Genomic DNA, 25990 nt, shown 5'->3' on the forward strand with positions numbered 1-25990 from the left:
ACACCCCAAATCGCCTTCGAAAACCCCGGATATTCAATAAATTCCATAAAGACAACGCAAAAATCAGACCTGATCACTCTTCCGAAAACCAAGGGGGTAGCGGAAATCTTCAAGGTCGCACATGGTGACCGTGATGTCTGCGCCTGCGGCACTTAGTGTTTCAACTTCCTGCCATGTTTTAATGTTTCCTAAAACACCGACAGACATTGAATTAGGCGTGGCTGAACGTACTACTGCCACATCCCTCAGAATATTGAGCCGCCGCCGGAGGTTCAGGCAAATTACCCCTGAAACGCCTGCCATCTCCGAATATCTGACAAAGGTGATAATTTGACCTTCAGATAGAAAATGCCCATCGAAGGCGAAGTAAAGGGGAATATTTGAGCCAAGGCACTTACCATAGGAGAGGAGGGCCTGGCGCACTTTTTCACGTCCCTTGTTTTCATGCATAACATCTGCACGAAGGGTAACAATAATTTCCTCTACGCCATTATCCTCTGCCCAGCGAATGAGATCCCCTTTAATAGAAGGCGGAAGCCCCGAATAGGGGTAATCAATAATAGTCCCTATCCTTAGCTTCGTTCCTGCAAAGTAATCAAGAACGAAGGGCAATAGTACAGGTGGAATAAAAAAAGTGTGGATGTTGTTCTCAATACAAAGCCGATAACTCTTTTCAAACTGCTTTTCATAAAAAATATCATAATAAGAAAGGTAGCACATTTTTTCAGAGAGGATATGAAAGGGCAGCGACTTTCCCAGCCCTGCTTCCGCAAGAGCTGCTCTTCGGTGAGCCTTTTCTGATAATAGTTGCAAATCAGTAGCCATATCATCACCTCATTATATTTATTAACGAAGACAGTGACACAATTCCTGGTTTTCTCCCCTACCTTTCTTTATGGTAACTTCTTTCACTATGATGGCCCCTTGACGCTGCAAGTATAAGAGCAAGGAAAGGGTAGTAGTTTCTGAAATTCCTATGTTTTTTGAAATGTCTTCCAAACAGATAATCCCTTTTTCTTCTATAGAGTTCATGACCTCTCCGGATACACAGTTCAGCCATTGTGTAAAAAGTTCCCGCATTTCAGGAGTTGTTGAAGAAGCAAGCTGTGAATTAAGGGAAACAGCTTCTATTAACCGGGCGGTCGCGAGGGATGATGATTCGATAAGTTTTTTCAGCTCTTTTAAAAGAGTTGCTTGAGAAACTTCTTCGCTCATGAATAGTGCTCCCTTCAATTAATAAAAAATCTGGTTAACTCACTACAATAATACAACATGAAGAGGATAAGGCGAAGGCTTTTTGTTCTGAAGTGATAGAATAAAGCAATATCCAGACTAGAGGGCATTATTTATTACGCGTTGGAGGAGTATGCATGAAGATCTCAGTTCTTCTTCTAGGTTTCGGGAATGTGGGGAGGGAATTTTGTTCTCTTCTAGAGAGGAAGGGTGACAAGATTTTTTCAGAATATGGATGCACCATTCAGATAAAGGGAATTTCGACCCAGAGAAGGGGCAACCTCTATTCAGAAGAGGGGTTGCATATGCCATCTGTTTTCAGGGCTGAAGAAGAAACAGGACGTATAGATTGCCTCAGAAGCAATGGCCTCTACATATCCCCCACCCTGGAAGATTTGCTGAATAACGGTGACTATCACATTCTTGTAGACACAACCTTTTCCAGCCTGGAAACGGGGGAGCCGGCGCGCACCTATATGGAGAAAGCCCTTTCTCGGGGAAAGTCTGTCGTTACGTGTAACAAGTCCCCAGTCTTTCTCTGGTACCATTCATTATCAAGTCTCGCCCGTGAAAGAGGGGCGAAGTTCCTATTCGAGGGAACGGTCATGTGTGGGACCCCCCTATTTTCTCTTTTTCGCCACGGTTTGCCCGCTACGGAAGTTCTTTCCTTTGAAGGAGTATTAAACGGCACGTGCAACTACATACTTGAATTGATGCGTCAGGGGAGCACCCTTGACGATGCTTTGCTTGATGCCCAACGGCGGGGATATGCGGAGCCCGATCCCAGTGTGGATATTGACGGCTGGGATTCTGCCTATAAAGCGATGATAGTCGCTCAGGCCATTATGGGAGCTCCCAGACTTACAAAAGATATGATAGAAGTAAGGGGAATCCGCGAAGTAACTCCCGAAATGCTAAATATGACAAGAATAAAGGGTGGCGTTGTCCGCCTTCTCTCAAAAATAGAAAGGAAGCAAAATTCCTTTAAGATCGAAGTAGCTCCTACAGCGTTACCTGCAAACCATCCTCTCGTAACTCTTTATGGGGTAACCAACGGTGCTGTTCTCTGCACAGACACCATGGGAGAGATTTGCATTGAAGGAGCAGGAGCAGGAAGCCGCTTCGCTGCTTTTGCCCTTTTGCAGGATGTTCTTTCCATTGCTAATTCTATGAGGAGGTGAAGCTTAGTGTCACAGAGACTTGGTGTCATAGCCGATACTCATGGACATGCCGATGCCTGGGAAAAAGCGTTGAAGATATGGGGGGACGTGGAAGCTATCCTTCATGCAGGGGATGTATTGAAAAGCGGTATTGATACAGGCCTTGCGGATCTCATAAATATTTCTTCCGTACCTGTTCTCATTGCTAAGGGGAATAGTGATTTTCCAAAGGACCAGGAAAGTCTTAACTGGCCCATCCTTTCTCCTTATGTAATGATCTGGTGGCACGGGAAGCTCATACTTTTGAGCCATGGCTCTCACTTTTCTCAGGTCAGGGAGTTGGCTTTGCGATCCCGTGCAGACCTAGTGATAACGGGCCATACCCATGTAGGTTCCCTTGTCAGGGAAGGGAGAACATGGTTTCTAAACCCTGGGGGCGCATCCTTGCCAAGAGGGCGTGACCCGGCAAGCGTCGCGTTGATAGAAGAAAGTATAATACAGATCATCACGCTGGATGGTGAACTTTTACACTATGAAATTTGGTAGATAGATAAGCAGAGGGGGTAGAAGCATGATTTTCATCGATCTACATCTTCACAGCACATGCTCTGACGGAACTATTACACCCCGGGCCCTTGCTTTCAAAGCAAAAAGCCAGGGACTATCTGTGGCTAGTTTGACTGACCACGACACAACAGAGGGAGTAAAAGCCTTCTTAAAGACATGCGCACGAAGAGAAGTCCGTGGTGTGGCTGGAGTTGAACTTTCTGCGGATTTCCATAGTGTTATGCATATTCTGGGGTATCGAATCGATGTGGATTCTCCTCTTTTTCAGAAACATATGAAGCATTTGCGGGAAGGTCGGGATGAGCGAAACTACAAAATTTGCCAAAAGCTTCAGCGGCTGGGTTTGTCCATCTCCATAGAAGAAGTGCAGGCTGAGGCCCAGGGAGAGGTCATAGCACGTCCCCATATAGCCAGGGTCCTTATCAGAAAAGGATATGTGCAGAGCATGGGAGCCGCTTTTGAGCGATACCTCGGGCGAGAGGCACCTGCCTATGTTCCCCGCTACCGGCTCTCTCCCCAGCAGTGCATTGAAACAATTCATCAGGCAGGGGGTGTTGCCGTTCTTGCCCATCCGGTTCAGACAACAGATGATTATGGAGAGCTTGTTGATATTTTGAGTTCATTAAAAGAGCTCGGTTTGTGGGGGATGGAATGCCTGGCTCCCAGTCACGCTCCTCAGCAGGTGTTTCAATATTTGCGCATTGCTAAAGAAATGGGCCTTTTCCCTACTGCGGGATCTGACTTCCACGGAACCAATAGACCTGGAGTTTCTATGGGGATACGGGTAAAGTTTGACTTTCTACCATGGGCGCGTTTAGGTATATCCCTATAGATTGATGGTATTATACGTAATAAGGTTAAAAGACACAGATTGACGTTAAGGAGGAGAACTTAGATGTACTTTCCCATCGACCTTAAAAGCGATACCGTTACAAAACCCAGCGAGGAAATGCGTCGGGCAATGTATGAGGCAGAAGTAGGAGATGACGTTTATAGCGAGGATCCGACCGTTCTGCGGCTGGAAGAGAAAGCTGCAGAAATAACAGGGAAAGAAGCCGCTTTGTTTGCAGTTTCCGGAACCATGGGTAATCTTGTTTCTCTCCTCTCACATTGTAATCGGGGAGACGGAGTAATTATCGGAACCTATTCTCACATTAACAATTACGAAGGGGGGGGCCTTTCCGCTCTTGGCGGGCTTTTCCCTATGCTTGTGGACGATTCGTCAGGAATCCCTTCTCCAGAATCAATTGGTGAAAAGTGTCTTCCTAAAAATGTCCACTATGCTCCCGCCAGGCTTCTTTGCCTTGAAAATACCCACAATAAGTGCGGAGGCATTGCTGTTTCTCCAGAAAGGTTCGCAGAAACAGTAGAAAAGGCAAAAGATATGGGTTTGCCTGTTCACCTTGACGGAGCAAGACTTTTTAACGCGGCGTTAGCCTGGGGAGCAGACATCTCTGTCTATACATCCCGTGTAGATTCGGTTCAGCTCTGTCTTTCCAAGGGGTTAGGGGCTCCCGTAGGAAGTGTTATCTGTGCCTCATCTGATTTTATAGACCGCGCCCGGCATTGGAGAAAACGAGTTGGAGGAGGAATGCGTCAGGCAGGGGTCATTGCCGCAGCGGGACTCTATGCTTTAGATCATAATATCGATAGAATGATTGAAGATCATGAGAATGCGAAACGCATAGCCTATATTCTTCAGGATGGCGGTTTGGCCGTTGAGGAGAAGGGCAGACAAACGAATATGGTATTCTTTTCTATTCCCGAAAATGGCCCCACTGCATCCACGCTTATAGATAGCTGTGCCCGTCGGGGAGTTTATTTCACAGCCATGGGAGAACGCCGTGTACGTCTTGTTACCCATCTTGATGTGTCGAAGGAGCAGGCAGTGAAAGCCGCAGAAATCATAGTAGAAGAGGTAAAGAAACCAGAATGATCGTTCCAGACCGTGATGAAGTAGAAAGTTATGCTGAATTAGCAATAAAAGAAGCTCTTGAAAAAGGAGCCTGTGGAGCTGACATCCTTTTTTACTTTGGATCAAGTCACAGTCTTTCTTTAAGGGATGAAAAGCCAGAACAGAACAATTCGGGTTTTTCCGTGGGCGTAGGAATACGTACACTTGATAGAGACGGGCGTCAGGGAGTGGCCCATATTAACACATTCAACAGATCTTCTTTACAGCAGCTTGTGGAATGGAGTTGGCATAATTGCGCTAATCTTGAACCTGACCCATGGACTGTACTTTATAATGGGAAGTCTTCTTATGCTAAAAACCTCGAGCTTAAAGATGAAAAAATTTCCGCTATCCTTCCGGAACAGCGTCAGGAATGGTGTGCAGAAATGACCCATCTCGCAAAAAAAAAGGATTCGAGGGTTCTCTCTGTGCGGAGTGCGTCATGGAATGATGGGGAAGGGGCAACCTTTTACATGGCATCTACCGGAGTAAAAGGTTGGTATGATGGAAGCGGCGTAGCAGCAGGCCTGAGCCTTGTCATGAGTGATGGGGTAAATATGGAGATGGGGGGATACGGAGAAGACTTCCGATTCCTGGAAGATATCTCTCTTCAACGTATTGTTGAAAAAGCGGTAACACAAACAGCCTGTACTTTAGGCGGTCGTCCCATTCAAACGAAGCGTTATACATTAGTCCTTTCTCCAGAAGTTTCCGCTTCTCTTCTCTCTGTGATAGGTGAGCTTTTTTGTGCGTCGAATGTACATAAGAATCGATCCCTCTACAAAGGGAAGTTAGGTAAAAAGGTGGCGAGTCCTCTTCTATCTCTTGTAGATGATGGGCTGATGCCTAGAAAACTCGGGACTGTGCCCTTTGATGGAGAGGGTGTTCCCAGTCAAAGAACCGTATTAATGAAAGAGGGCATTGTAGAAGGGTACCTCTACAACCTTAAACATGCTCAAAAAGACGGTGTAGAGTCTACTGGAAATGCCGCAAGAAGTATTTCCTCCCTCCCGGATGTGGATATTTCAAATTTTTATATGGAGCCAGGAAATATTTCCAGTGAAGAAATCTTTGTTTCTGTTCAAAGTGGAATTTATATAACGGAGTTTCTTGGCCTTCACACCGTAAATCCTGTGAGCGGCGATTTTTCTCTCGGCATAAAAGGTGTTAGCCTTTCTGGAGGTTTATTTGCCCAACCCGTTGCGGGAATGACCATAGCTGGTAATTTGCTCGACTTGCTCAACCGCATTGTCTTTATAGGCAACGACCTTTCCTTTTTTGGCGATACTGGAGGGTGCACTATGGTGATCGATAATGTTACAGCGGCCGGGTTATAAAAAATTCATATTTTCTTTTCTTCTCATATTATGTCTTTTCTTATCTGTCACTCCAGTGATGGCTGATTCGGCCTGGAATCTTGCCCTCGATGGCAGAATCCTCGGCGGAGTTCCTGTTAGGGATAATGGACGAATGACCATGGTTTCTATTGGTGTCATGGGGCGTCTTCTGCAATTGAAACTCGAACACAAAGATGATACCCTGCTAATTTTTTATAAGAACAACAAACTGCAGCTTGTTAATAAAGCGACGGCCGTCTGGCTAGATGTTCAACTAGTACCGATGGCATCAGCACCTGTCTTTGAAGGAGGAAACTGGTGGCTGGATTCTCGTTCCGCCATTAAAATACTCCAGGCTCTTTATCAGGCTGCAGGGTCCGCCGCTTCTTTATCCTGGGCTGGAGATGCAGTAGAGGCTTCTTCTCTGAATAAGAATGTGAAAAACCCTGAGAAAAAGCAGGATGAGGCAGAAGCAGCCATTTTGCCTGCAAGTATCCCCGTCGTGCCATCTTCCACACCTGCCTCTTTGGTTTCCTCAGGCGGAATGAGGCCTTGTGAACTGAAAGCGCTGAGATGGGGACGGTATGACGACAAAATAAGGGCAGTTTTCGATTACCAGGGGGAGACAGAGCCTCAATCAAGTCAAACGGGGCAAAATGTATCGATAGCCTTTACGGAAGGCAGTCTTTCTAAGACAGAAACCCTTTCACCCTTCCCTACTGACGTCCTAATAGAAACTGCGTCTTCTGAAGGAAAATATATTATTACGCTGAGCTCTATAAAGGGAGGAGAATTAAAGGTTTTCACCCTTCCTAACCCTGCTCGGCTCGTGGTCGATATTTACAACCCAAAGAATGAAGTCTTGCCTGCGCCAGTGGCAGTGTCAAATTTGAAACCAGCCCCAAAACCAGTGGCAGAGCAAGCCTCAGAACCGAAGGAGCCAGTTTTTGTTCCTGCAAAGGTTGTTCCTCGGAAATCCGCGCCTCTTGTAGTAATAGATGCTGGTCATGGGGGAAAAGATCCTGGAGCTGTGGCGAATGGCTACCGCGAAAAAGATTTGAATCTGCAATATGCGAGACAGCTGGCTGAATGTGTCAAGAAACGAGGGTTCAGAGTTCGTCTCACTCGTGATACGGATGTATATCTCAAGTTAGGGGAACGTACGGATTTAGCCAACAAATGGGAAGCTGACATGTTTATCAGCATCCATGCCAACGCCCTTCCTAAAGGAAGACATGCCAATGGGACAGAAATCTATATTATGGCATTGCCCACTGATAAAGATGCAATGGAGCTCGCATTGATAGAAAACCGTGAGTTGACAGGGGATAATGGAAGCGAAAGTTCAGCCCAGGTGGATAAAAAGACTAAAATGCTTTTAAATATTCTTGGGAATATGCAACAAAATGCGAAAATTAGCGATAGTACAGAAGTCGCGGAGCATTTATTCAAGTCCGGGCAAAAGCAGAAAATAAATATGAGGCGGGTTGCCCAGGCTCCTTTCTTTGTGTTGCGAGGGGCCACTATGCCGGCAGTTCTTATAGAAACAGGTTTTTTAACAGAGCGTAGCGAGGCAAAAAAACTTGCGACGCCATCTTTTCAGAAACAGTTTGCAGAAGCCATTGCACAGGGTGTAGAAACGTATTTTAATGGCAGATAGAATGGTGAGTGCGAAAGGAGGTGTGTGGCGCATTTGCGCTATACGAAATGGTTCGTAGAGAAGATGATTTCATTGATGATTTTGAAGATGATTTAACAATTCGTAAGGAGATCGACGAACAGGTAGAAGAGTCAAAAACCATACATAAACCCAAACCTCGTTCAAGAAGAGGAAGACGTTATGCCGATAAGCAGTCTTCAAAAAAAGCCCCTCTTGCCCTCCGTGCCATCGCATGGGTGGCCCTTTTGTTTTTATTTTTCGGGGTGGGTTATTGGGGAACATCATTTACACTTAAAGTTTTAAATAAAAAAAATCTTGTCCGCCAGGAGGAAATTGTTCAAAATCAGCAAGAGCTTTCTGAGCTCGTAGCTTCAGAAACAAATGCTGGAAGAAAGGTCACCTTCCCTCTATATATTCCCATGAACGGCGATGTGGTGCGAAAGGACATTGTCGTTCTTTCCAGCCTTATGGAAGATGACATGGAACGACTCATTCTCAAACTCTTTGAAGAGTGCGGAGATTCTTTGCGCGGGGTCAACATCCTCCATATATTCAGGAACGGTGATACAGCTTACGTTGATATAAGCGGAGGATTCATGTCTGCACTGAATGCTCTTGGAGAAGAAACTAGCACCTTGCTCATTACAGGTGTTGTTCGGACTCTGAAAGAAAATTTTTCCCCGGTTTCAAAGGTACGTTTCCTTGTTGAAGGAAAGATTCCTCAGAGCGGCGCGCCTGTAAATCTTTCAGTTCCCTGGGAACTGCGTTCATAAAGAGAAAGGACTGTGGTGATGGAAGACACTCTTCTTCGAAGTGACGGCAGAAAGTTCAATGAAATACGTCCCATCAGCTTCCAGCGTCACTTTACCTGTTATGCCGAAGGGGCAGTGTTAGCCTGCTTTGGTGATACGAAAGTCATTTGCACGGCGTCTGTGGAAGACAGGGTTCCTCCTTTTCTGAGGGGGTCTGGCCAGGGGTGGATAAGCGCAGAATACGCTATGTTGCCTCGTGCTACAGCAGAGAGGACATCACGGATGACCTCAAAAGGAGCGATTAGCGGGAGAAGTCATGAGATACAGCGCCTTATTGGCCGCTCTCTTCGAGCCTCCGCGGATCTTTCTCTTCTGGGAGAGAGAACCATATGGCTTGACTGCGATGTTATCCAGGCAGATGGTGGAACGCGTACAGCAGCCATATCCGGAGCCTTTGTAGCCCTATTCGACGCTATGCGGTGCCTGAAAGCCCAGGACGTGATAGAGAAAATTCCGGTAAAGTCTTTTGTGGCCGCCGTCAGTGTAGGGAAAATAGAAGGAAGCCTTCTTCTTGATCTTTGTTACGAAGAAGACAGCTGCGCTGATGTAGACTGCAATGTGGTGATGAACGGGGACAAACAGCTTATTGAAATACAGGGCACAGGGGAGCGGGGGACTTTTGCCAGGGATGAATTCGACGCTATGCTCGATCTGGCTGAAGATGGAATTCAAACTATAATGTTCAGTCAAGCTGAGGTTCTTCAGATTAGCGAGGAGGAACGACATGCTTGCGTCGGGAAAATCTGTAGTTTTTGCAAGTAGTAATCGAAACAAGTACGAAGAGGTTGCGGAACTACTTGCTCCTCTCCAGATACATCTTATCTTTGGCCCTGAGTGCCAGGCCATTGATGTAGAAGAAACAGCACAAACCTATATGGGGAATGCCTATATCAAAGCTGTGACGTGGGCAAAAAAGACAGGGATACCTGCTTTAGCAGATGATAGCGGTCTCGAAGTGCGTGCCTTAGGCTGGAAGCCAGGTATCTTTTCCGCACGGGTAGCCCCCTCTACAGATGGGAGGAATGAATGGCTCTTAAAATCCCTCGAAGGAATTGAGGATAGGGTAGCCAAATACGTGGCATCCTTCGCTCTTTGCCTTCCAGAGAATGGACTGGTTTTGATTACAGAAGGTGAGTGCTGGGGAAGGATTGCTCACGAGAGGAGCGGTAGAGGCGGTTTTGGATACGATCCGCTTTTTATTCCCCATGGGTACGAACGTCCTTTTGCAGACCTTCCTGATAAAATAAAAGCTCGAATATCCCATAGGGCTATAGCTTCTTATCAATTAATACATATTATTCATCAACAAATATGATAAAATAATCTACTGTCTGTATTTTCAGTGTCGTATAGTGTGTAGGGGGTGTAGAAGGTGAAAATGTTCATTGGCGTCGTGCATATGGTTTTAAGTATTGCATTGATTGGCATAGTACTTCTTCAGCAACGTAAAGAAGGCGGCTTTTCGGGTATCTTTGGCGGTGGAACGCAAGCTGACATGGGTGGAAGCCAGTGGCAGCGATTGAGTGGCTTAACGAAAATAACGGTTGTTCTGACCAGTCTTTTCATGCTAACGTCTCTTGTCCTCGTAATGATGTCAAAATAAAGGAGAATGGATATGGTAAAAAACGGGAATCTTGATTCCCTGGAGGATATCTCCTCTATTACGGTTGATATGGACCGTTTGTACAGTGCCACTCACGAGGAAATCATGAGCGGCCTCACTACCGATGTGTATTTTTTGAAAACGAGAGATGTGTTGCGCCGGGCCGGAAAGATTAATACGCCTGTGGTTGCAGAATTCTTTGCTCGAGGTAATGGCGTTTATGCCGGTTTGACCGAGGCAATGCAAATTTTGAGACATAAAAATGTTTCAGTTTATTCTTTAAACGAAGGAGACACTTTTACTCCTAAAGAAGTCGTTATGAGAATAAGCGGGCCTTATTCTGAATTTGGGTTGTATGAAACCGTCTTACTTGGTTTTTTGGCTAGTTCAAGCGGTTGGGCCACAGCTGCTCGGCAGTGCGTAGAGGCAGCTGATGGCAAGCCTGTCCTTTGTTTTGGGGCGAGACATGTCCATCCTGCTATTGCGCCTGTTATGGAGCGTGTTGCAATGGAAGCCGGCGGATGCTCCGGCGCGAGCTGCATGCTTGGCGCGAAACTGGCTGGCCACAATCCTATGGGGACCGTTCCCCACGCTGCCGTCCTTATTGTTGGAGATACAGTTGAACTGGCTAGGTTCTATGATGAAGAAATTCCTGAAGGAGAGCCTAGAATTGTCCTTATTGATACTTTTAAGGATGAAGCGGAAGAGTCTTTGCGAGTAGCGCAAGCACTCGGAAATCGTCTTTATGGAGTTCGTCTTGACACTCCTGGAGAACGTGGGGGAGTTACTGCTGAACTGGTTAGAGAGGTTCGTTATCGTTTAGATATTGCAGGCTTTTCCCATGTAAAGATTATTGCTTCCGGTGGCCTTAACCCCGAACGAATTAGAGTTCTTTCTGAAGCAGGGGTTGATTCTTTTGGCGTAGGAAGTTATATTGCCCATGGAACTCCACGAGATATGACCATGGACTTGAAGGTTGTAGATGGAATTCCTATAGCAAAAAGAGGAAGATTGCCAGGGATTATTGAAAACCCGAGGCTAAAACGTGTAAAATAAGCTGGTTCTACGAATGCCTTTTTGTGAAGAAGATGTGTTTTTTAGCGGGAATGCCGCCACCATTCCCTGATGCGGCTAAAAGAATGCAGCTTCCGCAAGAGTCGGCGTTCTTTGAACTTTTCTCTATAAATTTACTTGAAGTTAAAGGAGGAAATGAACATGGCAAGCAATCGTACCTACATGGCTACTCGTGAAAAAGTTGTTCGCGAGTGGTATGTAGTAGATGCTACCGATAAACCTATGGGACGTCTTGCTGTAAAGGTAGCCAGAATTCTCATGGGAAAACATAAAGCAACCTACACCCCTCACGTTGATTGTGGAGACTTTGTCATCGTTATTAACGCAGAGAAGGTGAAATTAACGGGGAATAAATTAATGAACACCAGAAGGTATCACCATACGGGGCACCCTGGCGGTATTAAGAGCCAGACCTACGGTGAAATGATTGCAAAAAAACCAGAGCGGCTTATGGAGCTCGTCGTGAAGGGAATGCTTCCCAAATCACGCCTTAACTTCCAGAGGAAACTTAAGGTATATGCAGGGGATCATCATCCGCACTCAGCTCAGCAGCCTGTAGCTCTTGATATCTAATTTGAGAAAGGAGGAACAAGAATGCCAACTCCTTCCTATTTTTGGGGAACAGGAAGACGTAAAAATGCTATTGCTCGAGTAAGAGTTTGCCCGGGTGATGGATCTATAGAAATCAACGAAAGAACGGTTGAAGATTATTTCCCTCGCGAGGTCTGGCAGTCTCAGGCCCTTGCCCCTTTAAAAGTTGCGGGTATTGAGGGTAGAGTGAATGTCTTTGTCCGTGCCAATGGGGGCGGTCTTACCGGGCAAGCTGGAGCAGTTCGCCTTGGTATAGCAAGAGCCCTTTTAAAACTGAATCCGGAACTGCGCCCCGCTCTTAAAAAAGCTGGGTTGCTTACTCGGGATCCTCGCATGGTCGAAAGAAAGAAATTCGGTCAGAAAGGTGCTCGTGGGCTTCGTCAGTTCTCCAAACGTTAGTTTTTTACAAAAAACACAATACATACGGGGCGTTTTGCTAAAAAGCCCCGTATGCTATCTTAATTAAAGCAGCTTTCTTTTCTAAAAGGAGCGACACATGGATAGCGGTTTAGTCCCTTTATCGTGTAACTACATTAAAATTTTAATGAACTAACTGGCGTCGAGTACGTTTTCACTCCTCATGGCAGGTTCGATAACGCCCGACGCCCGTCGGGTGTGAACTGATTCTCACCCTTTAAAAAAACTGTAACAAAGGGGGGAGATGCCGATGAATGATTTGCACCACAAATTTCTCGAAAGCATCGATAAGCTTTTCCAGGCTAAAAAGTTTAAAAGTTTGAAAGAGCTGCTAAGCACTATGGAGCCTGCTGACATTGCTGAAATAATGGGTGAAAAACCTCCTGTTGAACGGGTTTTTCTCTTCAGGCTTTTAGCAAAAGACCTGGCCATAGAAGTGTTTGAGTTTATGGACAGCACAGAGATAGAAGAAATGCTGGCCCATTTCTCTGATAGTGAAGTTTCAGAAATTATGGAAGAAATGTCAGATGACGACAGAACAGCTCTTTTCGATGAACTGCCCGCGAAAACCGTGAAAAAACTTCTATTGCGCCTTTCCCCAGATGAACGCAAAGTAGCAAACATGCTGCTGAATTATTCCCCAAGCTCTGCGGGGAGAATAATGACCCCGGAATATATAGATTTGAAAGAGGAAATGACAACAGAAGAGGCTATTGGTCGAATTCGGAGGAATGCGCGCAGCAAAGAAACCATCTACACTTGTTTTGTTGTTGACACACAACGCTACCTAAAAGGCGTTGTCGATCTGGAAACCCTTATTATGGCAGAACCTCACACCTTGGTGGGGGCTGTTATGGATGATCCTATCTACGCTACAACGACTACAGACCAGGAAGAAGTGGCTCAGGTCATGTCGAAATATGACTTGCAGGCCATTCCTATCGTAGATACCGAGAAGCGGCTTGTTGGCATAATAACCTTTGACGACGTTCTTGACATCATCGAGGAAGAGGCAACGGAAGACTTCGAACGAATGGCAGGTATCCAGCCGGTAGAAGAAAGCTATCTTGATGCGAGTATCTTTACTTTAGCAAGAAAACGTTTCATGTGGCTTTTCATTTGTATTTTAACAGAGACTGCAACGTCTGCTATTCTTAAGCACTACTCTTTTGCTATACAAAGCGTGGTAGCATTAACTTTTTTTATCCCACTGCTTATTGATACTGGTGGAAATGCCGGCACTCAAGCCTCTACTCTTGTCATTCGCAGTCTCACTCTTGGGCATATAGAGTGGAAGGATATAGGCAAGGTTATTTTTAGGGAAGCTTTAACAGGAATATTATTAGGGTCGGCTTTAGCAATTCTTGGCCTTGGAAGAGCCTATATGCTTAATACAGGATATGGTCTGGCGATCACTGTAGCTATTGCCATTGTTATTGTTGTTTTGCTTGGAAATATGGCGGGCACTCTACTGCCTTTTATAGCTCGAATGGTTCATATAGACCCAGCTATTATGTCAGGTCCTTTTATTACAACATTAGTAGACGTGTTTGGGCTCATCGTTTATTTTGAAATAGCTCGAAACATCTTATCCCTTTCTTAAAAGACTCTAGTTGGCACGGGTTATCCTTTTCAGGGTAACCCGCTTTTTATGTCTTCCATTTGACAGACCGATCAGTATGGCCTATGATATCCACATACCGAACGGTCGTGAGGTGGGTGTTTGAAAGAAAATAATGCACAAGATACGAGAACCCTCATATTGTCTATAGCGAGAAAACACTTTGCGGAAAAAGGGTTTTATGGAGCGAGCATTGATTCCATTGTTAAGGAAGCAAATTTGAGTAAGGGAGCTTTATACTGGCATTTCTCAGGAAAATTAGATCTTTATAGGGCTGTTTTAAAGGGAGAGGTAGGGCGCATCCGCCATATTATGGTGCCAGATCAGCCAGAAAAGCCTGAGGAACGGGAGGGGCTTTTTATCGCTCGGGGAGAACAGCTTATTGATGCAATGATGAAAGACCAGTTATGGCGAATGTTCAGCGTCCATATGGCTTTAGAGTCTATTAGGGGTAATACGGAAATTCAGGACTTAAATCGCCTTATCAGCCTATCCTTTGTGGAGGAATTTGAGTCTATTCTTATGAAGATGTACCCCTCCCTGAAAGATGGGGCGGGAGGACTTTCTCTTAAAGAACTGATTCGAATTTTCGAGAACTTTATTGCTGGATTAGTTTCTAACGTAGGAACAACTCTCTCAGCCGATGAGGCGAAACGTTCTTGGAAATTTTTAGTAATACGAGTTCTTAAAGGAGGAGCACCATATGCACCATAGAAAATACTTTTATACGATTGCGTTAATAACCCTATTTGCCTGCCTTTTTTCAGAAGAACGCATTTTATGGGCTCAGGAAAGAGAATCTCTCACAGAGGCGCTAGTATTGGAGCTTGCAAAGGAAAACAATCCAATCCTGGCGGCGGAGGCAGAGCGAGTGAATCAGGCTCAAGCCAGATACTTAGGCTCAAAATCGGCGCAAAAACCCCAATTGGCAGCGTCTTTAACGTACCAACAATTAGGGGAGGAGCCGAGGTATCCTGTAATTCCTACAGGAGGAGCGGCTATAGCTGGGTTTGAAAAAACTTATCGTGCAGCTCTGTCTCTTGATTATCTTCTCTACAGTAGTGGCGCTGTAGAAAACTCTGTACGAAGCCAGAAGCTGGCTTTAGAGGGAGCAAAAGCACAAGAGACCAGAGTGTCTCAGACAGTGGAAAGCAATGTCTTAGCAAGTTATTACAATCTTCAGCGAGCTCGAGCCAAACTTACTGTAGCGGAAGATGTATTAGGACTCACTAAAGAACATTTGAAGCAAGTGGAGTCTTTTTATAATCATGGCGTTGTAGCTAAAAATGAAGTTTTGCGAATTCGCGTAGATGTGTCAGAAGCCGAACTAAACAGAATAAAGGCTGTTAACGGAGTAGATGTGGCATGGAGTGCCTTAGAACGAGCTGTGGGGGCCTCTCTACGTTCTCAATATACTTTGCCAGACCCAGATCAGTCTCGGCCTGATGTTCCTGTGGTTGAGGATCCTTTTTCTCTCGCCCTAGATACTCGACCGGAGCTTCAAGCACTAGACTTTGCCGTTCAGTCGTCTCTTGCCCTTTCTAAGGCAGCAACAGCACAAAGCAAACCGCAGGTGATTTTACAGGCTGAGAGTTATGTTGCTGATGACACTTTTTTCCCGAGTGAAAAAGATGACTGGAAAATTTCTCTTACAGCTCTTTGGAAATTTTACGATGGTGGAGCGAGTCAGGCCAAGGCCCAAGAGGCGAAGGCTGCCGCCAATGAGTTCTTTTTCAGGGCAGAGGACCTTAAAAAACAAATTAACTTGGAAGTTTCTGTCGCAAAACTTAACCTTGAATCTGCTTTGCAACGAATATCCGTCGCTACGGATCAGGTGCAAAGTGCAGAAGAAGACTATCGTATGGCTTTAAAACGGTACGGCTCTCAGGTAGGCACAAATATAGATGTTCTTGATGCTCGCGTAGCTCTCACTAATGCTCGGACTCAGCTTGTTGACTCAGTTTATGATACGCACATATCTAAAACAGAACTTTTATATGCAGTAGGCCTTCCTCTAAATACAGCTGAACAATAGGAACGGGAGTGATTTTGAGTGAAAAAGAGTCTGATGCTCTTTAGCGTAGTCGTTATCTTTATTGCCCTCATAGGTTTTCGAGCCTATCAGCAGCACCAAATAGAAAGTGCTGTGGGGGAAATAGAGCGGGTAAAAGTAGAGGTTGTTTCTCCAAAACAGGGTACTTTTGTAGATATTGTCCGTTTTGTGGCTACTCTTGAACCGGAAGAAGAAGCGGCTGTTATTAGTAAGGTCCCAAGTAAAACGGTTCTTCAAGTCCTTGTCCATGAAGGTGACAAAGTACAGGAAGGAGATATTCTCGCCATTCTTGATACAAGTCTTATAGAGCAGCAGATAAGCCAGGCGCAGGCAAGCCTTGCTAAGGCTGAAATTTATAAACAGACTGCGGAAAACGATTATCGAAGATTTTCTCAACTATACAAGGAAGAAGTTATTAGTCGCCAACAATATGATCATGTAGAAGGAGAGTATAAAACCTCTGTCAGGCAAGTGGCAGAGACGAGGGCAGCACTGGAACAGCTTAAGATAACGAAGGGATATCATCGAATAGAGGCCCCGATTTCGGGCATTATTACAGCTCGAAATGTGGATACTGGAGACACCACCTCCTCTTACCCTGTCTTTGTGATAGCCAAGCAGGAACAGGTTAAGGCTGTGGGAGTAGTTCCAGAGAAACTGTATTCAAAGGTAAGAGCGGGGCAAGAAACGCACATTTCTCTAGATGCTTTCCCTGGGCGTTCTTTTAAAGCAAAAGTCTCTAGAGTTTCTCCCATTTTGGATCCTACTACTCGAACAGGAAAAGTAGAGGTTGCTGTTGATGCTCTTTCTCTTATGAAACCTGGAATGTATGCTCGAGTAGAAATTCAAGCGGGAACTCATGAAGGGCTTGGTATTCCATTAGACGCCGTTATGAAAATGGCAGGTACTGGTCTGCCCATTTGTTATGTGGCTACAGAAGATGGGACTGCTAAAACAAAACAAATTACTCTTGGAGAGGAAGGACCAGATGCTATTGAAGTAATCGAAGGAGTATCTCCTTCCGATAAAGTTATCATTACCCGTTCGGAGAAACTTTCTGAAGGAACGCCAATTGAGGTGGTTCAGCGATGAATCTTCCAGAATTTTCGGTTAAGCGGCGAGTAACCACCCTTATGATCTTTCTTGTAGTCATATTGCTTGGTGGTATTGTTTTCACATCTTTAAAAGTAGATTTATTGCCTGAAATAGAACCTCCAGTTATTAATATTTTGACTTCATGGCCAGGAGCTTCTGCTAGCGATGTAGAGCAGCGAGTTTCCAAAATAGTAGAAAATCACATAGCCATGATAGAAGGGGTAGATACTATCCTTTCAAAGTCCCAAGATAACATATCTGTTGTTTCCGTGAAGTTTGATTGGGGGGAAGACTTGGATGTCAAAATAGGAGATGTTCGAGATGCGGTGAACTTCGCTAAACGAGATCTACCTAGCGATGCAGAGGAGCCAATTTTGTTGAGAATAACTTCAGGGACGGTTCCTGTCCTTGTAATGTCTCTAACGGCAGACGAGTCCTTTCCCAGTCTTTATCATTATGCAGATAAAACTATTTCCGAAACAATTTCCCGTATTTCTGGTGTAGGGCAAGTTCTGATCTACGGTGGGGATCGACGGGAGATACAGGTACAACTCAATGTAGATAAAATTGAAGCGTATGGACTAGCTCCACAATCAGTAGTGCAAGCTCTTGAACGGGAGAATATTAACATTCCTTCAGGGTCTCTAAAAGAAGGGCGAATTGAGTATTATCTACGGGTTCCTGGTCGATTCCAAAGTGTAGCGGATATGCACAAAGTAATTGTAGGTGTATCGAAAGGGCGACCAGTATATCTTTCCGATGTGGCGACTATTTCCGATAGTTTTAAAGATCCTGATATTCAGGGATTTCACGCAGGGAAGCAGTCTGTAATTCTTATTGTTCTTAAAAACAGTGATGCCAATACGGTAGAAGTGAGCCAAGCTGTCCTTGAGAAAATGGAAGATATGAAGGCCCGGGAGTTCCCAGGCGATGTGGAATATCACGTGGGGCTTAATGCGGCTGATTTTATTCAAGATTCTATACGAAATTTAGGGTCTTCTCTCTTTAGCGGAATACTGTTGGTCTTTCTTGTGACGTGGGCCTTTTTAAAACGGCTTCCGGCATCGCTTATTATTTGTGGAGCTATCCCTTTTTCTCTTGTCATCACTTTTATAATCATGGGATGGCTCGACTACACTATCAATATTTTTACTCTTTCAGCTCTAGCCGTAGCAAGTGGCATGGTTGTGGATAATTCCATTGTCGCTACTGATCAGATTGTTTACCACTTAGAACTTGGAGAGCGACGGAATGTGGCAAGTATCCTTGGTGCACAGGAAGTACAGTCTGCCCTTTTCGCTTCGACGCTTACCACGGCTGTTGTGTTGCTCCCGTTAGCTTTTATTTCAGGGCTTGTGGGTGTTTTCTTTTCAGCATTGACTATTGTGATGGTTGTAGCCGTTATGGCATCGCTCTTTGTCAGTCTTACCTTTGTTCCAATGATGGGAAGCCGGTTTTTCAAGCGCGAAGAAGATCGCTTAAAAATGCACCAATATACGGAACGACTCCTCGTATGGCTTGAACAAAGTTACAAGAACATCCTTTCATGGAGCCTTTTTAACAGGAAAAAAGTTATTGCCGCAGCTATATTGCTTTTGGTTCTTACTTTAACTGGATTTCGTTTCATAGGTACTGAACTGACACCGGAACCGGATACGGGAGATATCTCCATTACCTTTACACTCTCAGAAGGAATCAGGATTGAAAAAACTGAAGAACTTCTTAAAGAAATAATGGCATATGCTGAAAAAACAGTACCGGAGGCAACAAATATATTTGCTTATGATGGCCGGCATGAGAAGGGCTATGCAGTAGCTGTCGGGCAAGAAGCTGGTCCTAACGTGGGAACTGTGGGGCTTAAGCTTGTAGAGAAAAAGAAAAGAGAGCGCAGTGCTTTTGAAGTAGCCAATGAATTGCGTAATTGGCTACAAACAAAACCTGGCATTGAAAAAATGACAGTTGTGGTCACGTCTCCTATTAAAGCTATGTTGCTTGGGTCGAAACCCTTGAATATAGAAGTATATGGAGACAACCTTGATCATGTTATAGAAACGGCAAATACGATCAAGAATAGCCTCATGAAGATACCAGGAGCTGTTGATGTGACGTTGAGCCAAAAACAAAATCGCCCAGAAGTATGGGTACAGGTTGATAGAGAAAAGGCGGCTTTGACAGGTGTAAGTACGGCATCTGTTGCACAGACTCTGAGGACGTATTATTACGGATATGAAACAGGCGAAAGTTATTGGGAAGGTGATGATGATTATCCCATTCGAGTTCGGTTGAACACTGATGAACGAAACTCTCGCGAGGTTTTAAATCGTCTGATGGTTCCGAATGTAAATGGGGAGCTTATTCGCCTTTCTACAGTAGCACAACTAAATGACACAGTAGGTCCACCGGAAATACAGCGCAAAAATAAACAGCGCTATGTAGTCGTTGAAGCAAATGTTCATGGGAGATCGTTAGGCCAGCTGACGCAAGATGCAAGAGCAACTATCGAAAAAATGGATATCCCTCAAGATATTCGCATCGATTTTGGTGGAGAGGTGGAAGAAAAAGACAAGGCTTTTCGTCAAATGGGATATTTAGTTTTGTTGGGGGTCCTTTTGGTCTATATGGTTATGGCAGGGCAATATGAAGCTTACCTCGATCCCTTTGTCATCATGTTCAGCATCCCCTTTGCCCTTACTGGCGTGGCTTTCGCCTATCTTCTGACGGGGATGTATCTTTCGTTACAAGCACTGCTCGGGGTCATTATGCTGGTCGGGATTGTGGTCAATAACGCCATTGTACTTGTAGACTATATCAACCTTCTCAGAGCTCGAGGCTTAAAATTGAGAGAGTCTCTTCTTGAGGCAGGGGAACGTCGTTTACGCCCTGTTTTAATGACGACACTCACCACATTTTTTGGCATGTTGCCAATGGCTATTAGCCAGGACCAGGGAGCAGAACTCTGGCGTCCGCTTGCAATTTCTGTAATGGGAGGATTGCTCGTTTCTACCATAGTAACGTTAGTAATTGTACCTGTAATTTACAGCTTGTTTGAAGAAAAGCTTCGTCGTAAAAAGCGTTTCGCTGAGGCAGAGGAGGTTTAGGCAGCATGAAGATGTTCTGGATTTTTTGTAATGAAAGTGTCGCGGAAGACCTCATGGATGTTCTCAATAAAAACGGAATCACGGGATATTTTGTTTGGAAAAATGTTTTGTTCCGTGATAACGAGAGTGGGAAAACCCATTGGGATGATGCAATATATCCCGGCAAAGACTGGGCTTTTATGGTCTTTTGTGATGATGAAGATGTTTTGGTCTTAAAAGAGAAACTCGAACACCTAGAAGAAGAACCGTATATAAAGCAGGCAGGGATAAAAGCTTTTATTGCAGAAGCAAAAAAAGTAATGTAAAATAATGCTCTGTTGATGACTGGTGTTGACAGATTCTTTTCTCCCGCTATAATATACCAGCGGCGAGCCGGTGTAGCTCAGTTGGTAGAGCAGCTGACTTGTAATCAGCAGGTCCCCAGTTCGAGTCTGGGTGCCGGCTCCAGTAAATTGACAACGTGGTGGGATGGCCGAGTGGTCAAAGGCTGCAGACTGTAAATCTGCTGGCGTTCGCCTACGTAGGTTCGAACCCTACTCCCACCACCATTTATATATTATGAAAGCCGACTTAGCTCAGCAGGTAGAGCACATCCATGGTAAGGATGGGGTCTCCGGTTCGAGTCCGGAAGTCGGCTCCAGTGTTAGCAAAGGGTCCCCGGTTATTTTCGGGACCCTTTTTCTATTTGTATGTCATATGACTGTTTGCACAATTTAACTTTCCTGCCAAATTGTCTTGTTTAAACTCCCCACCAGCAGGCAACCTTCCTACTATCCGCATGACCGGCCAGATAAAAAATCGTTTGGGGCCCCACCACCGCATATTTGTGTAGGAAAAGCCCGGCGATACGTAAAAGAAGATTTAGATAAGTGGATTGATGCTCAACCAAGAAAGTTTTGCCTATCTTACAAGGGGGAATTTAATAGCATATATTCACAAAATAATACGAAAACACTATACGTTTATATCTGTTTTGGCGAGAAAGGGTTGAAATATTGGCCTCTTTTCGCTTAATTAGATATTAAAATGTGTTAAGCACTTTGTTTTTAAGGGGAAATTACGATGAAGTATTATGAGAAGCTCGTCGATATGAAATGTTTCACACGGCAGGATGTGAAAAATTGACAGGGAATAAAGAGACCGCAAAATCCCTTTTGAACAACTATAAAAAGAAAGGGTACATTGAAAGTGTCCGGCGGAACCTCTTCGTTTCCATCAGCATGGAGACAGGCGAGCCTCTAGCGGACCGTTTCGTGATTGCCAGCCATATCGTTCCAGAGGCCTGCGTCACCCATCATTCGGCCTTTCAGTTTCACCGGGATGACAAACCAGGTCTTTTACGAACTGTACGTCGCGATCTCCGGCAACAAAAAGTTTTCCGAGTTCACATACAACGGCATCACCTACCGTTACATACCGTCGCGCCTCGATATCGGGGTTGAAACAAAATACGACGGGATGATTCGCTGAGCGTACTGTCATCGACAGCATTGATGATATACATAAGATTGCGGGCCTCGAGGAGGTTTTAAACTGCATAGAGGCCATTCTCCCCCGCTGGCTGAGCGCACAAAAACTGGTTTCATACCTCAAGGAATATAGGAAATCCGGCAAAGGGTTTTTATATAAAAAGATGGGCTTCGTTGCAAACACCCTTGAGAAGGTATGCCGTCTCACGCGCGTCCTGCATTTCATAGAGAAAGACCCCTTTCTTTATAAAAGCCTCGGATTTAAGGGCGGGACGGCTATCAACCTGGTGATATTCGAATGCCCTCGGTTGTCTGTAGATATTGATTTGGACTTCTGTTTAGAAACTTCGCGGGGCGAGATGCTTGAGGCGCGGCGTGATCAGCTTAAAGCTAGTGGTTATCGCTGGAACGTCGAAGAAAAAATTTGGCAGCGTTCAATGATCGCAGATAATTTTAACTTTAAAGAATTTTATTCCCAACCGTGGGTGCAGACAGGAATATGCATCAAGGTTTATTCGGAGGATGGCGATCAGATGTATGTCCACCGAGGATGATTTTTTGTGTTTTTATCTAGGAGAGAGGTTCCTTTACGAAAAGATTCTCTGCACGTCTTCTCTTCCAGAGGCCTTTGTCTTGCGATAAATGTTTCTCAAATGGGTTTTTAAAGTGTTTTCAGAGATATTCAGGCTATCGCAGATCTCGCTATTGTTGAGGTTCTCTGCCAGCAGCAGGGCAATTTTTGTTTCCTGCTTCGTGAGATCATAGGGCAAAAGTAACAAATGGTGTCTTTCAGTTTGAGAAAGAGGAGCGAGGCCATGTTTCTCCTGTTTATCAAGATTTTCGTTTGCAAAAGTTTCGGGATTATCGTGAAAGAAAAGTCCTGCCAGCAGGAGTGAAATTACACCGGCGACCCACAGGAGCTGGTTATTTGGAATGTTCCATGTTCCTGAGACGCGGTTCAAGAGAAAAATAAGATTCTGACCTATAAAGACAGATCCGGCGATAAGAGCGAGGCCCTTACTTGCGACAGAGAGGGCATGTTCTTTAGGAGCTCGTGAAGCCAAACCAACTAAAGTCGCCCAGGCATAAGCACCAAAACACCCAAATCCGAACTGGAGGAGTGTTATGGGAAGTATGCTGATCCAGCCAGAGAAGCCATAAAAAGGTGAGATCAGAAGGAATCCGGTTCCAATAAGTATTTGGGCCAAGATATAAATGTGCCGCAATTTTATTTTTGGAATCTTATAAACCAATAGCGCTGCCGTTAAAGCTCCTGCCCCGTACATAAGTTCTGAGAAAAAGAAATGAGAAATGGTTTCTGTTCCAGAACTGCTCAAAATATGATGATGAAAGATGCTGCAGGCCAAAAAGAAAAGAAAGATCCGTATTGCCAGCCCAAAATGCAGGGGGGCAAGCCATTTACCCTTAAAGGATGTCTGAGGCCGCAGGTGGGGGGGCTCTGAAGAAGAGAAAGAGAAATTAAAGCTTTTTCCCCAAAAAAGTGCAGAAACCAGGGGAAATGCTCCTGTTATAAGCAGCAAAAATGAAGGCGGGAACCAGGGGTGAACTGCCATAATAAGAGAGGCGAGCATGTTGGCTGCCGAAAAAACAAGAACTGCTTTTTGGGGAGAGAGATTTGTTCCAAGCCACATCCAGCCCCCATCAAAAAGAGCAAGGGCTGCGCTTGCAATCGAGATGCTTGCAAAGTCCATCCATATACTTAAGTGGGAAGGGGTTCGAGGCAGCAAAAGAAAGAGAGAAAAAACACTAAAGAGTAAAAGCTGTTTAAAGAATTTATTGCCATTGAAAAAGAAGGTATATTTTGCCATCAGGGTAAAAAAGATAGCATTGAATAAAGGGAAAAAGAAAAAAGCATGTTCTGGTGATATGGAAAGAAGCTGAGGAAACTGTATAAAAAGGTGTCCCTCCTGAAATGTCCCCCAGCTCCAGGCAGTCGTGAGCCCCAGTCCAACTATAATCAAAAAAAGGAAATATTTATCTTTGTCGTAAGGTGTTTTCATTTTTCCTTTTCACCAACCTTATTAGGTATATGGTCTCAAGCCTTATTGTAACAGGATTTTCATGGAGGGGTGAGAAAATTCATCCTTTATCCGATGTGGTTCATATGTTAACTTCCAGAGGAATTCATGGAGGGAGGTAAAGGAATGAGAAGAAAATTCTGTGTTTTTGGGCTTCTGCTGCTAGTGCTCTTTTTTGCGGGAAGTGCTTGTGGGGCGGAAGAGAAGTTTGTCTGGATTTATAAGGATGATGGGTTTGATATGTATCTTCACAAGGGAACTCTTAATAAAAATAAGGATGAGATCTCTTGCTGGGTCAAAAGTGTTTATTCTGAAAAAGGCAAAGCGTGGGTGTTGAAAAATATGCCATCGAAATATCGTAAAAAGCCCATAGAGTATGGCATGGACTTTTTTGTCCTCAATACGAAAACAGGAAAATATCAGATAAAAGTGTCTATTGTCCATAGCCCTAACGGAGACGGAATATATCGTGAAGGCAGCAAGGCATGGCTTCCCGTAAAACAAGGAACTCTTGCCGCCCTGATTGCAAACAAGCTACCCGAAGAACTAAAAAACAAATAGGGGGGAGGAAGAGGAAATGAAGAATACAAAAATAATAAAGAGGCTGAGCGCTGTCCTTACCGTTATAGTTTGTCTTCAAGGGATAGTTGGTGTTGCTGATGCGGCCCTCAGATCAAGATATGAACAGAAAATAGGCGATATTCCAGGAGCTAGTGTGCCAGTAACCATTGCGCCTGCGGCACCGGTACCTCCTCCTGCGGCTCCGGCACAAGCTTTGGCTCCCGCGCCGCAGTCTCCACAAAAAAATGGCGAATTGGTGGCTTCCTGTGGAATCCCCGCAATCTATGTAAAAGCCATGGCCAAGGAACATGAAAACTTTCGAGAAGCCTTTATTCGCGCGGAGCTAAGCCTTCGGTACTACATCAGGAAGGGGAAAGAGAGACAAGAACCCTCTTCGCAGCAACTCAAAAATCTGCGATTCCAGATAACGCAGAATTTAAAAGCTCTAGAGTCCAGTGCCAATCGTTATTCTCGAAATATACGATATGCTAAATTAGCAATGTTGCAGATGGATGAAGAAGAGCGTTCGATATTTGCTGAGGCTTTGGCCTCCCTTTATGGAACGCCAGCATGGGCAAGTTCACAAGGAGTACCGATGAGTGCAAATTTGGCTCCTATGGATGTTATGAACAGGCTTGAGAACACTATGACCAATGTGGGAGTTGCGTCTGGCACAGCCCAGCTTGCCATTGATCAGAGGTCGCTTGTGGAAACAACAGGCGCTTGGGAGGCTTTTAAGAGCAGCTATGGCGCTCAAGTCCTGGCTTCTGGCGCAAAATTGGGGGCCACTGTGGCTGGTACTATTGGCGGAGCCGCTTTGGGGGTTATCGCTATTGGGTCATTGCCAGTTACTGCTACTGGCGCGGCGATCGTAGGGGTGGCTGGCCTTGGCGTGGGTATTCTTGGCGGAACCATTAGTATCATTGGTGCTACAGATGACTTTGTCAAAGCTGTTAAGGATGACACGAGTTCCGGCATAGATGCGGGTGAAAGAGAAAGATTGGAAAATTTGGGTAACGCTGTGTCAGCGGTCAATATTACGGTAGGTCTCCCGGGTCTTGCCCAGTCATCAAGCACAGCCGAATTTGTGCAGGGCGGGCTTTCCTCAGTATCAGATGCTATGGGCTTCTGGGGAGAAGAAGAAAATAGAAATGATGAGAAGGCAAACGAAATAAACAGAGAACTTGACAGTGTTATGAAAGAAGGCGGAAGCGGCGGCGGCAACGATAGCGGAGGCGGAAGTGGCGGAGGTTGCAGTGGCAGCTTTTGATGAATTCGGTTATAATTTAGCAGGTGTTTTGTAAGACCCGGCATAATGCCGGGTCTTTTTACTCTCATTGAATAAAAACAAGCCGGAAGTTCAGAAGGATCTGCCATGTTGTTGAAGGTAGATTTGGAAGGGATGTACTTCTGGGTCTTTTCCTATGGGCGGATATGGATATTTTTGATTCATATGATAAAATCTCTTCAGTAAATAGGGGTTTTTTTAACGAAGGAATACAGAGCCTGGAAGGGCGAAGATTCTATATATGCAGGGAGGCCTGAGAAAAAATGGCAAAAGAGAAATTTGAAAGAGCGAAGCCCCATCTTAACGTGGGCACCATAGGACACATTGACCACGGTAAGACGACACTTACAGCAGCGAT

At 44.9% G+C, this 25990-nt stretch carries 28 protein-coding genes and 3 tRNA genes; 27 read left to right on the forward strand and 4 right to left on the reverse strand.

The features are described 5' to 3' along the window. Positions 1-63: 63 nt before the first annotated feature. Both BUC50_RS04370 and BUC50_RS04375 read right to left on the reverse strand, forming a co-directional pair. The gene (locus tag BUC50_RS04370; protein WP_013047696.1) at positions 64-825 is read right to left on the reverse strand and encodes a beta/alpha barrel domain-containing protein; all 762 of its coding nucleotides are present in this window, start codon (positions 823-825) and stop codon (positions 64-66) included. 21 nt (positions 826-846) lie between these two features. Beyond that, positions 847-1215 (reverse strand): hypothetical protein, encoded by a 369-nt coding sequence (locus BUC50_RS04375; protein ID WP_013047697.1) that lies wholly within the window; start codon positions 1213-1215, stop codon positions 847-849. A gap of 155 nt (positions 1216-1370) precedes the next feature. On the opposite strand from BUC50_RS04375, the gene BUC50_RS04380 reads away from it, so the two are divergent. From BUC50_RS04380 to BUC50_RS04485, 22 genes are all read left to right on the forward strand, one after another. After that, the gene (locus BUC50_RS04380) at positions 1371-2414 is read left to right on the forward strand and encodes a homoserine dehydrogenase (RefSeq protein ID WP_013047698.1); all 1044 of its coding nucleotides are present in this window, start codon (positions 1371-1373) and stop codon (positions 2412-2414) included. A gap of 6 nt (positions 2415-2420) precedes the next feature. Next, a complete protein-coding gene (locus BUC50_RS04385) occupies positions 2421-2939 on the forward strand; it encodes a YfcE family phosphodiesterase (RefSeq protein ID WP_013047699.1) in 519 nt (172 codons plus the stop codon). Between the two features lie 25 nt (positions 2940-2964). Then, the gene (locus BUC50_RS04390) at positions 2965-3792 is read left to right on the forward strand and encodes a PHP domain-containing protein (protein ID WP_013047700.1); all 828 of its coding nucleotides are present in this window, start codon (positions 2965-2967) and stop codon (positions 3790-3792) included. 63 nt (positions 3793-3855) lie between these two features. Further along, a complete protein-coding gene (gene ltaE / locus BUC50_RS04395) occupies positions 3856-4896 on the forward strand; it encodes a low-specificity L-threonine aldolase (RefSeq protein WP_013047701.1) in 1041 nt (346 codons plus the stop codon). Then, positions 4893-6251 (forward strand): TldD/PmbA family protein, encoded by a 1359-nt coding sequence (locus BUC50_RS04400; protein WP_013047702.1) that lies wholly within the window; start codon positions 4893-4895, stop codon positions 6249-6251. The genes ltaE and BUC50_RS04400 overlap by 4 nt, the downstream gene beginning before the upstream one ends. Before the next feature lie 58 nt (positions 6252-6309). Beyond that, on the forward strand, positions 6310-7911 hold the full coding sequence (locus tag BUC50_RS04405; protein ID WP_273312819.1) for an N-acetylmuramoyl-L-alanine amidase family protein: 1602 nt from the start codon (positions 6310-6312) through the stop codon (positions 7909-7911). A 47-nt stretch (positions 7912-7958) separates the two neighbouring features. Next, positions 7959-8684 (forward strand): GerMN domain-containing protein, encoded by a 726-nt coding sequence (locus BUC50_RS04410; RefSeq protein WP_041459301.1) that lies wholly within the window; start codon positions 7959-7961, stop codon positions 8682-8684. 18 nt (positions 8685-8702) lie between these two features. Further along, a complete protein-coding gene (rph, locus tag BUC50_RS04415; protein WP_013047705.1) occupies positions 8703-9485 on the forward strand; it encodes a ribonuclease PH in 783 nt (260 codons plus the stop codon). Next, positions 9448-10038: an RdgB/HAM1 family non-canonical purine NTP pyrophosphatase gene (rdgB, locus tag BUC50_RS04420; RefSeq protein WP_013047706.1), complete on the forward strand. Its 591-nt coding sequence runs from the start codon at positions 9448-9450 to the stop codon at positions 10036-10038. The genes rph and rdgB overlap by 38 nt, the downstream gene beginning before the upstream one ends. Before the next feature lie 63 nt (positions 10039-10101). Beyond that, positions 10102-10326, forward strand: a complete 225-nt coding sequence (gene secG, locus BUC50_RS04425; protein WP_013047707.1) for a preprotein translocase subunit SecG — start codon at positions 10102-10104, stop codon at positions 10324-10326. A gap of 12 nt (positions 10327-10338) precedes the next feature. Next, complete coding sequence (locus BUC50_RS04430) at positions 10339-11382, forward strand: nicotinate phosphoribosyltransferase (RefSeq protein ID WP_013047708.1); 1044 nt, start codon at positions 10339-10341, stop codon at positions 11380-11382. 159 nt (positions 11383-11541) lie between these two features. Continuing rightward, positions 11542-11973, forward strand: coding sequence for a 50S ribosomal protein L13 (gene rplM, locus BUC50_RS04435; RefSeq protein WP_013047709.1), 432 nt, complete (start codon positions 11542-11544; stop codon positions 11971-11973). A 21-nt stretch (positions 11974-11994) separates the two neighbouring features. Further along, complete coding sequence (gene rpsI, locus BUC50_RS04440) at positions 11995-12390, forward strand: 30S ribosomal protein S9 (RefSeq protein WP_013047710.1); 396 nt, start codon at positions 11995-11997, stop codon at positions 12388-12390. Positions 12391-12658: 268 nt separating this feature from the next. After that, on the forward strand, positions 12659-14011 hold the full coding sequence (mgtE, locus tag BUC50_RS04445; protein ID WP_286677182.1) for a magnesium transporter: 1353 nt from the start codon (positions 12659-12661) through the stop codon (positions 14009-14011). Between the two features lie 120 nt (positions 14012-14131). Then, complete coding sequence (locus tag BUC50_RS04450) at positions 14132-14743, forward strand: TetR/AcrR family transcriptional regulator (protein ID WP_024823046.1); 612 nt, start codon at positions 14132-14134, stop codon at positions 14741-14743. Beyond that, positions 14733-16064, forward strand: a complete 1332-nt coding sequence (locus BUC50_RS04455; RefSeq protein WP_286677183.1) for a TolC family protein — start codon at positions 14733-14735, stop codon at positions 16062-16064. Before BUC50_RS04450 ends, BUC50_RS04455 begins: the two co-directional genes overlap by 11 nt. Before the next feature lie 18 nt (positions 16065-16082). Further along, positions 16083-17174, forward strand: coding sequence for an efflux RND transporter periplasmic adaptor subunit (locus tag BUC50_RS04460; protein ID WP_024823044.1), 1092 nt, complete (start codon positions 16083-16085; stop codon positions 17172-17174). Further along, positions 17171-20275: an efflux RND transporter permease subunit gene (locus BUC50_RS04465; protein WP_286677184.1), complete on the forward strand. Its 3105-nt coding sequence runs from the start codon at positions 17171-17173 to the stop codon at positions 20273-20275. The genes BUC50_RS04460 and BUC50_RS04465 overlap by 4 nt, the downstream gene beginning before the upstream one ends. Before the next feature lie 5 nt (positions 20276-20280). Then, positions 20281-20580, forward strand: coding sequence for a PG0541 family transporter-associated protein (locus BUC50_RS04470; RefSeq protein WP_013047716.1), 300 nt, complete (start codon positions 20281-20283; stop codon positions 20578-20580). A 66-nt stretch (positions 20581-20646) separates the two neighbouring features. Further along, positions 20647-20722 (forward strand) — tRNA-Thr (locus BUC50_RS04475). A gap of 15 nt (positions 20723-20737) precedes the next feature. Then, positions 20738-20823, forward strand: a tRNA-Tyr gene (locus BUC50_RS04480). A 16-nt stretch (positions 20824-20839) separates the two neighbouring features. After that, a tRNA-Thr gene (locus BUC50_RS04485) sits at positions 20840-20915 on the forward strand. A gap of 647 nt (positions 20916-21562) precedes the next feature. On the opposite strand, the gene BUC50_RS04490 is transcribed toward BUC50_RS04485, so the two are convergent. Beyond that, on the reverse strand, positions 21563-21757 hold the full coding sequence (locus BUC50_RS04490) for a hypothetical protein (protein ID WP_148211307.1): 195 nt from the start codon (positions 21755-21757) through the stop codon (positions 21563-21565). A gap of 151 nt (positions 21758-21908) precedes the next feature. On the opposite strand from BUC50_RS04490, the gene BUC50_RS04495 reads away from it, so the two are divergent. After that, on the forward strand, positions 21909-22298 hold the full coding sequence (locus BUC50_RS04495; RefSeq protein ID WP_013047717.1) for a nucleotidyl transferase AbiEii/AbiGii toxin family protein: 390 nt from the start codon (positions 21909-21911) through the stop codon (positions 22296-22298). Positions 22299-22331: 33 nt separating this feature from the next. On the opposite strand, the gene BUC50_RS04500 is transcribed toward BUC50_RS04495, so the two are convergent. After that, positions 22332-23336: a response regulator transcription factor gene (locus BUC50_RS04500; protein WP_213700808.1), complete on the reverse strand. Its 1005-nt coding sequence runs from the start codon at positions 23334-23336 to the stop codon at positions 22332-22334. Position 23337: 1 nt separating this feature from the next. Between BUC50_RS04500 and BUC50_RS04505 the strand changes: the two genes are divergently transcribed. The 4 genes from BUC50_RS04505 to BUC50_RS04520 form a co-directional block, all read left to right on the forward strand. Then, a complete protein-coding gene (locus BUC50_RS04505; protein ID WP_273312987.1) occupies positions 23338-23646 on the forward strand; it encodes a hypothetical protein in 309 nt (102 codons plus the stop codon). Positions 23647-23909: 263 nt separating this feature from the next. Then, a complete protein-coding gene (locus BUC50_RS04510) occupies positions 23910-24344 on the forward strand; it encodes a hypothetical protein (protein ID WP_013047719.1) in 435 nt (144 codons plus the stop codon). Positions 24345-24360: 16 nt separating this feature from the next. Continuing rightward, a complete protein-coding gene (locus BUC50_RS04515) occupies positions 24361-25614 on the forward strand; it encodes a hypothetical protein (protein WP_273015383.1) in 1254 nt (417 codons plus the stop codon). 281 nt (positions 25615-25895) lie between these two features. Next, the coding region (locus tag BUC50_RS04520; protein WP_273312201.1) for a GTP-binding protein at positions 25896-25990 on the forward strand (95 nt) is incomplete at its 3' end.

Source organism: Aminobacterium sp. EBM-42 (assembly GCF_001896635.1).
Classification (GTDB): domain Bacteria; phylum Synergistota; class Synergistia; order Synergistales; family Aminobacteriaceae; genus Aminobacterium; species Aminobacterium colombiense.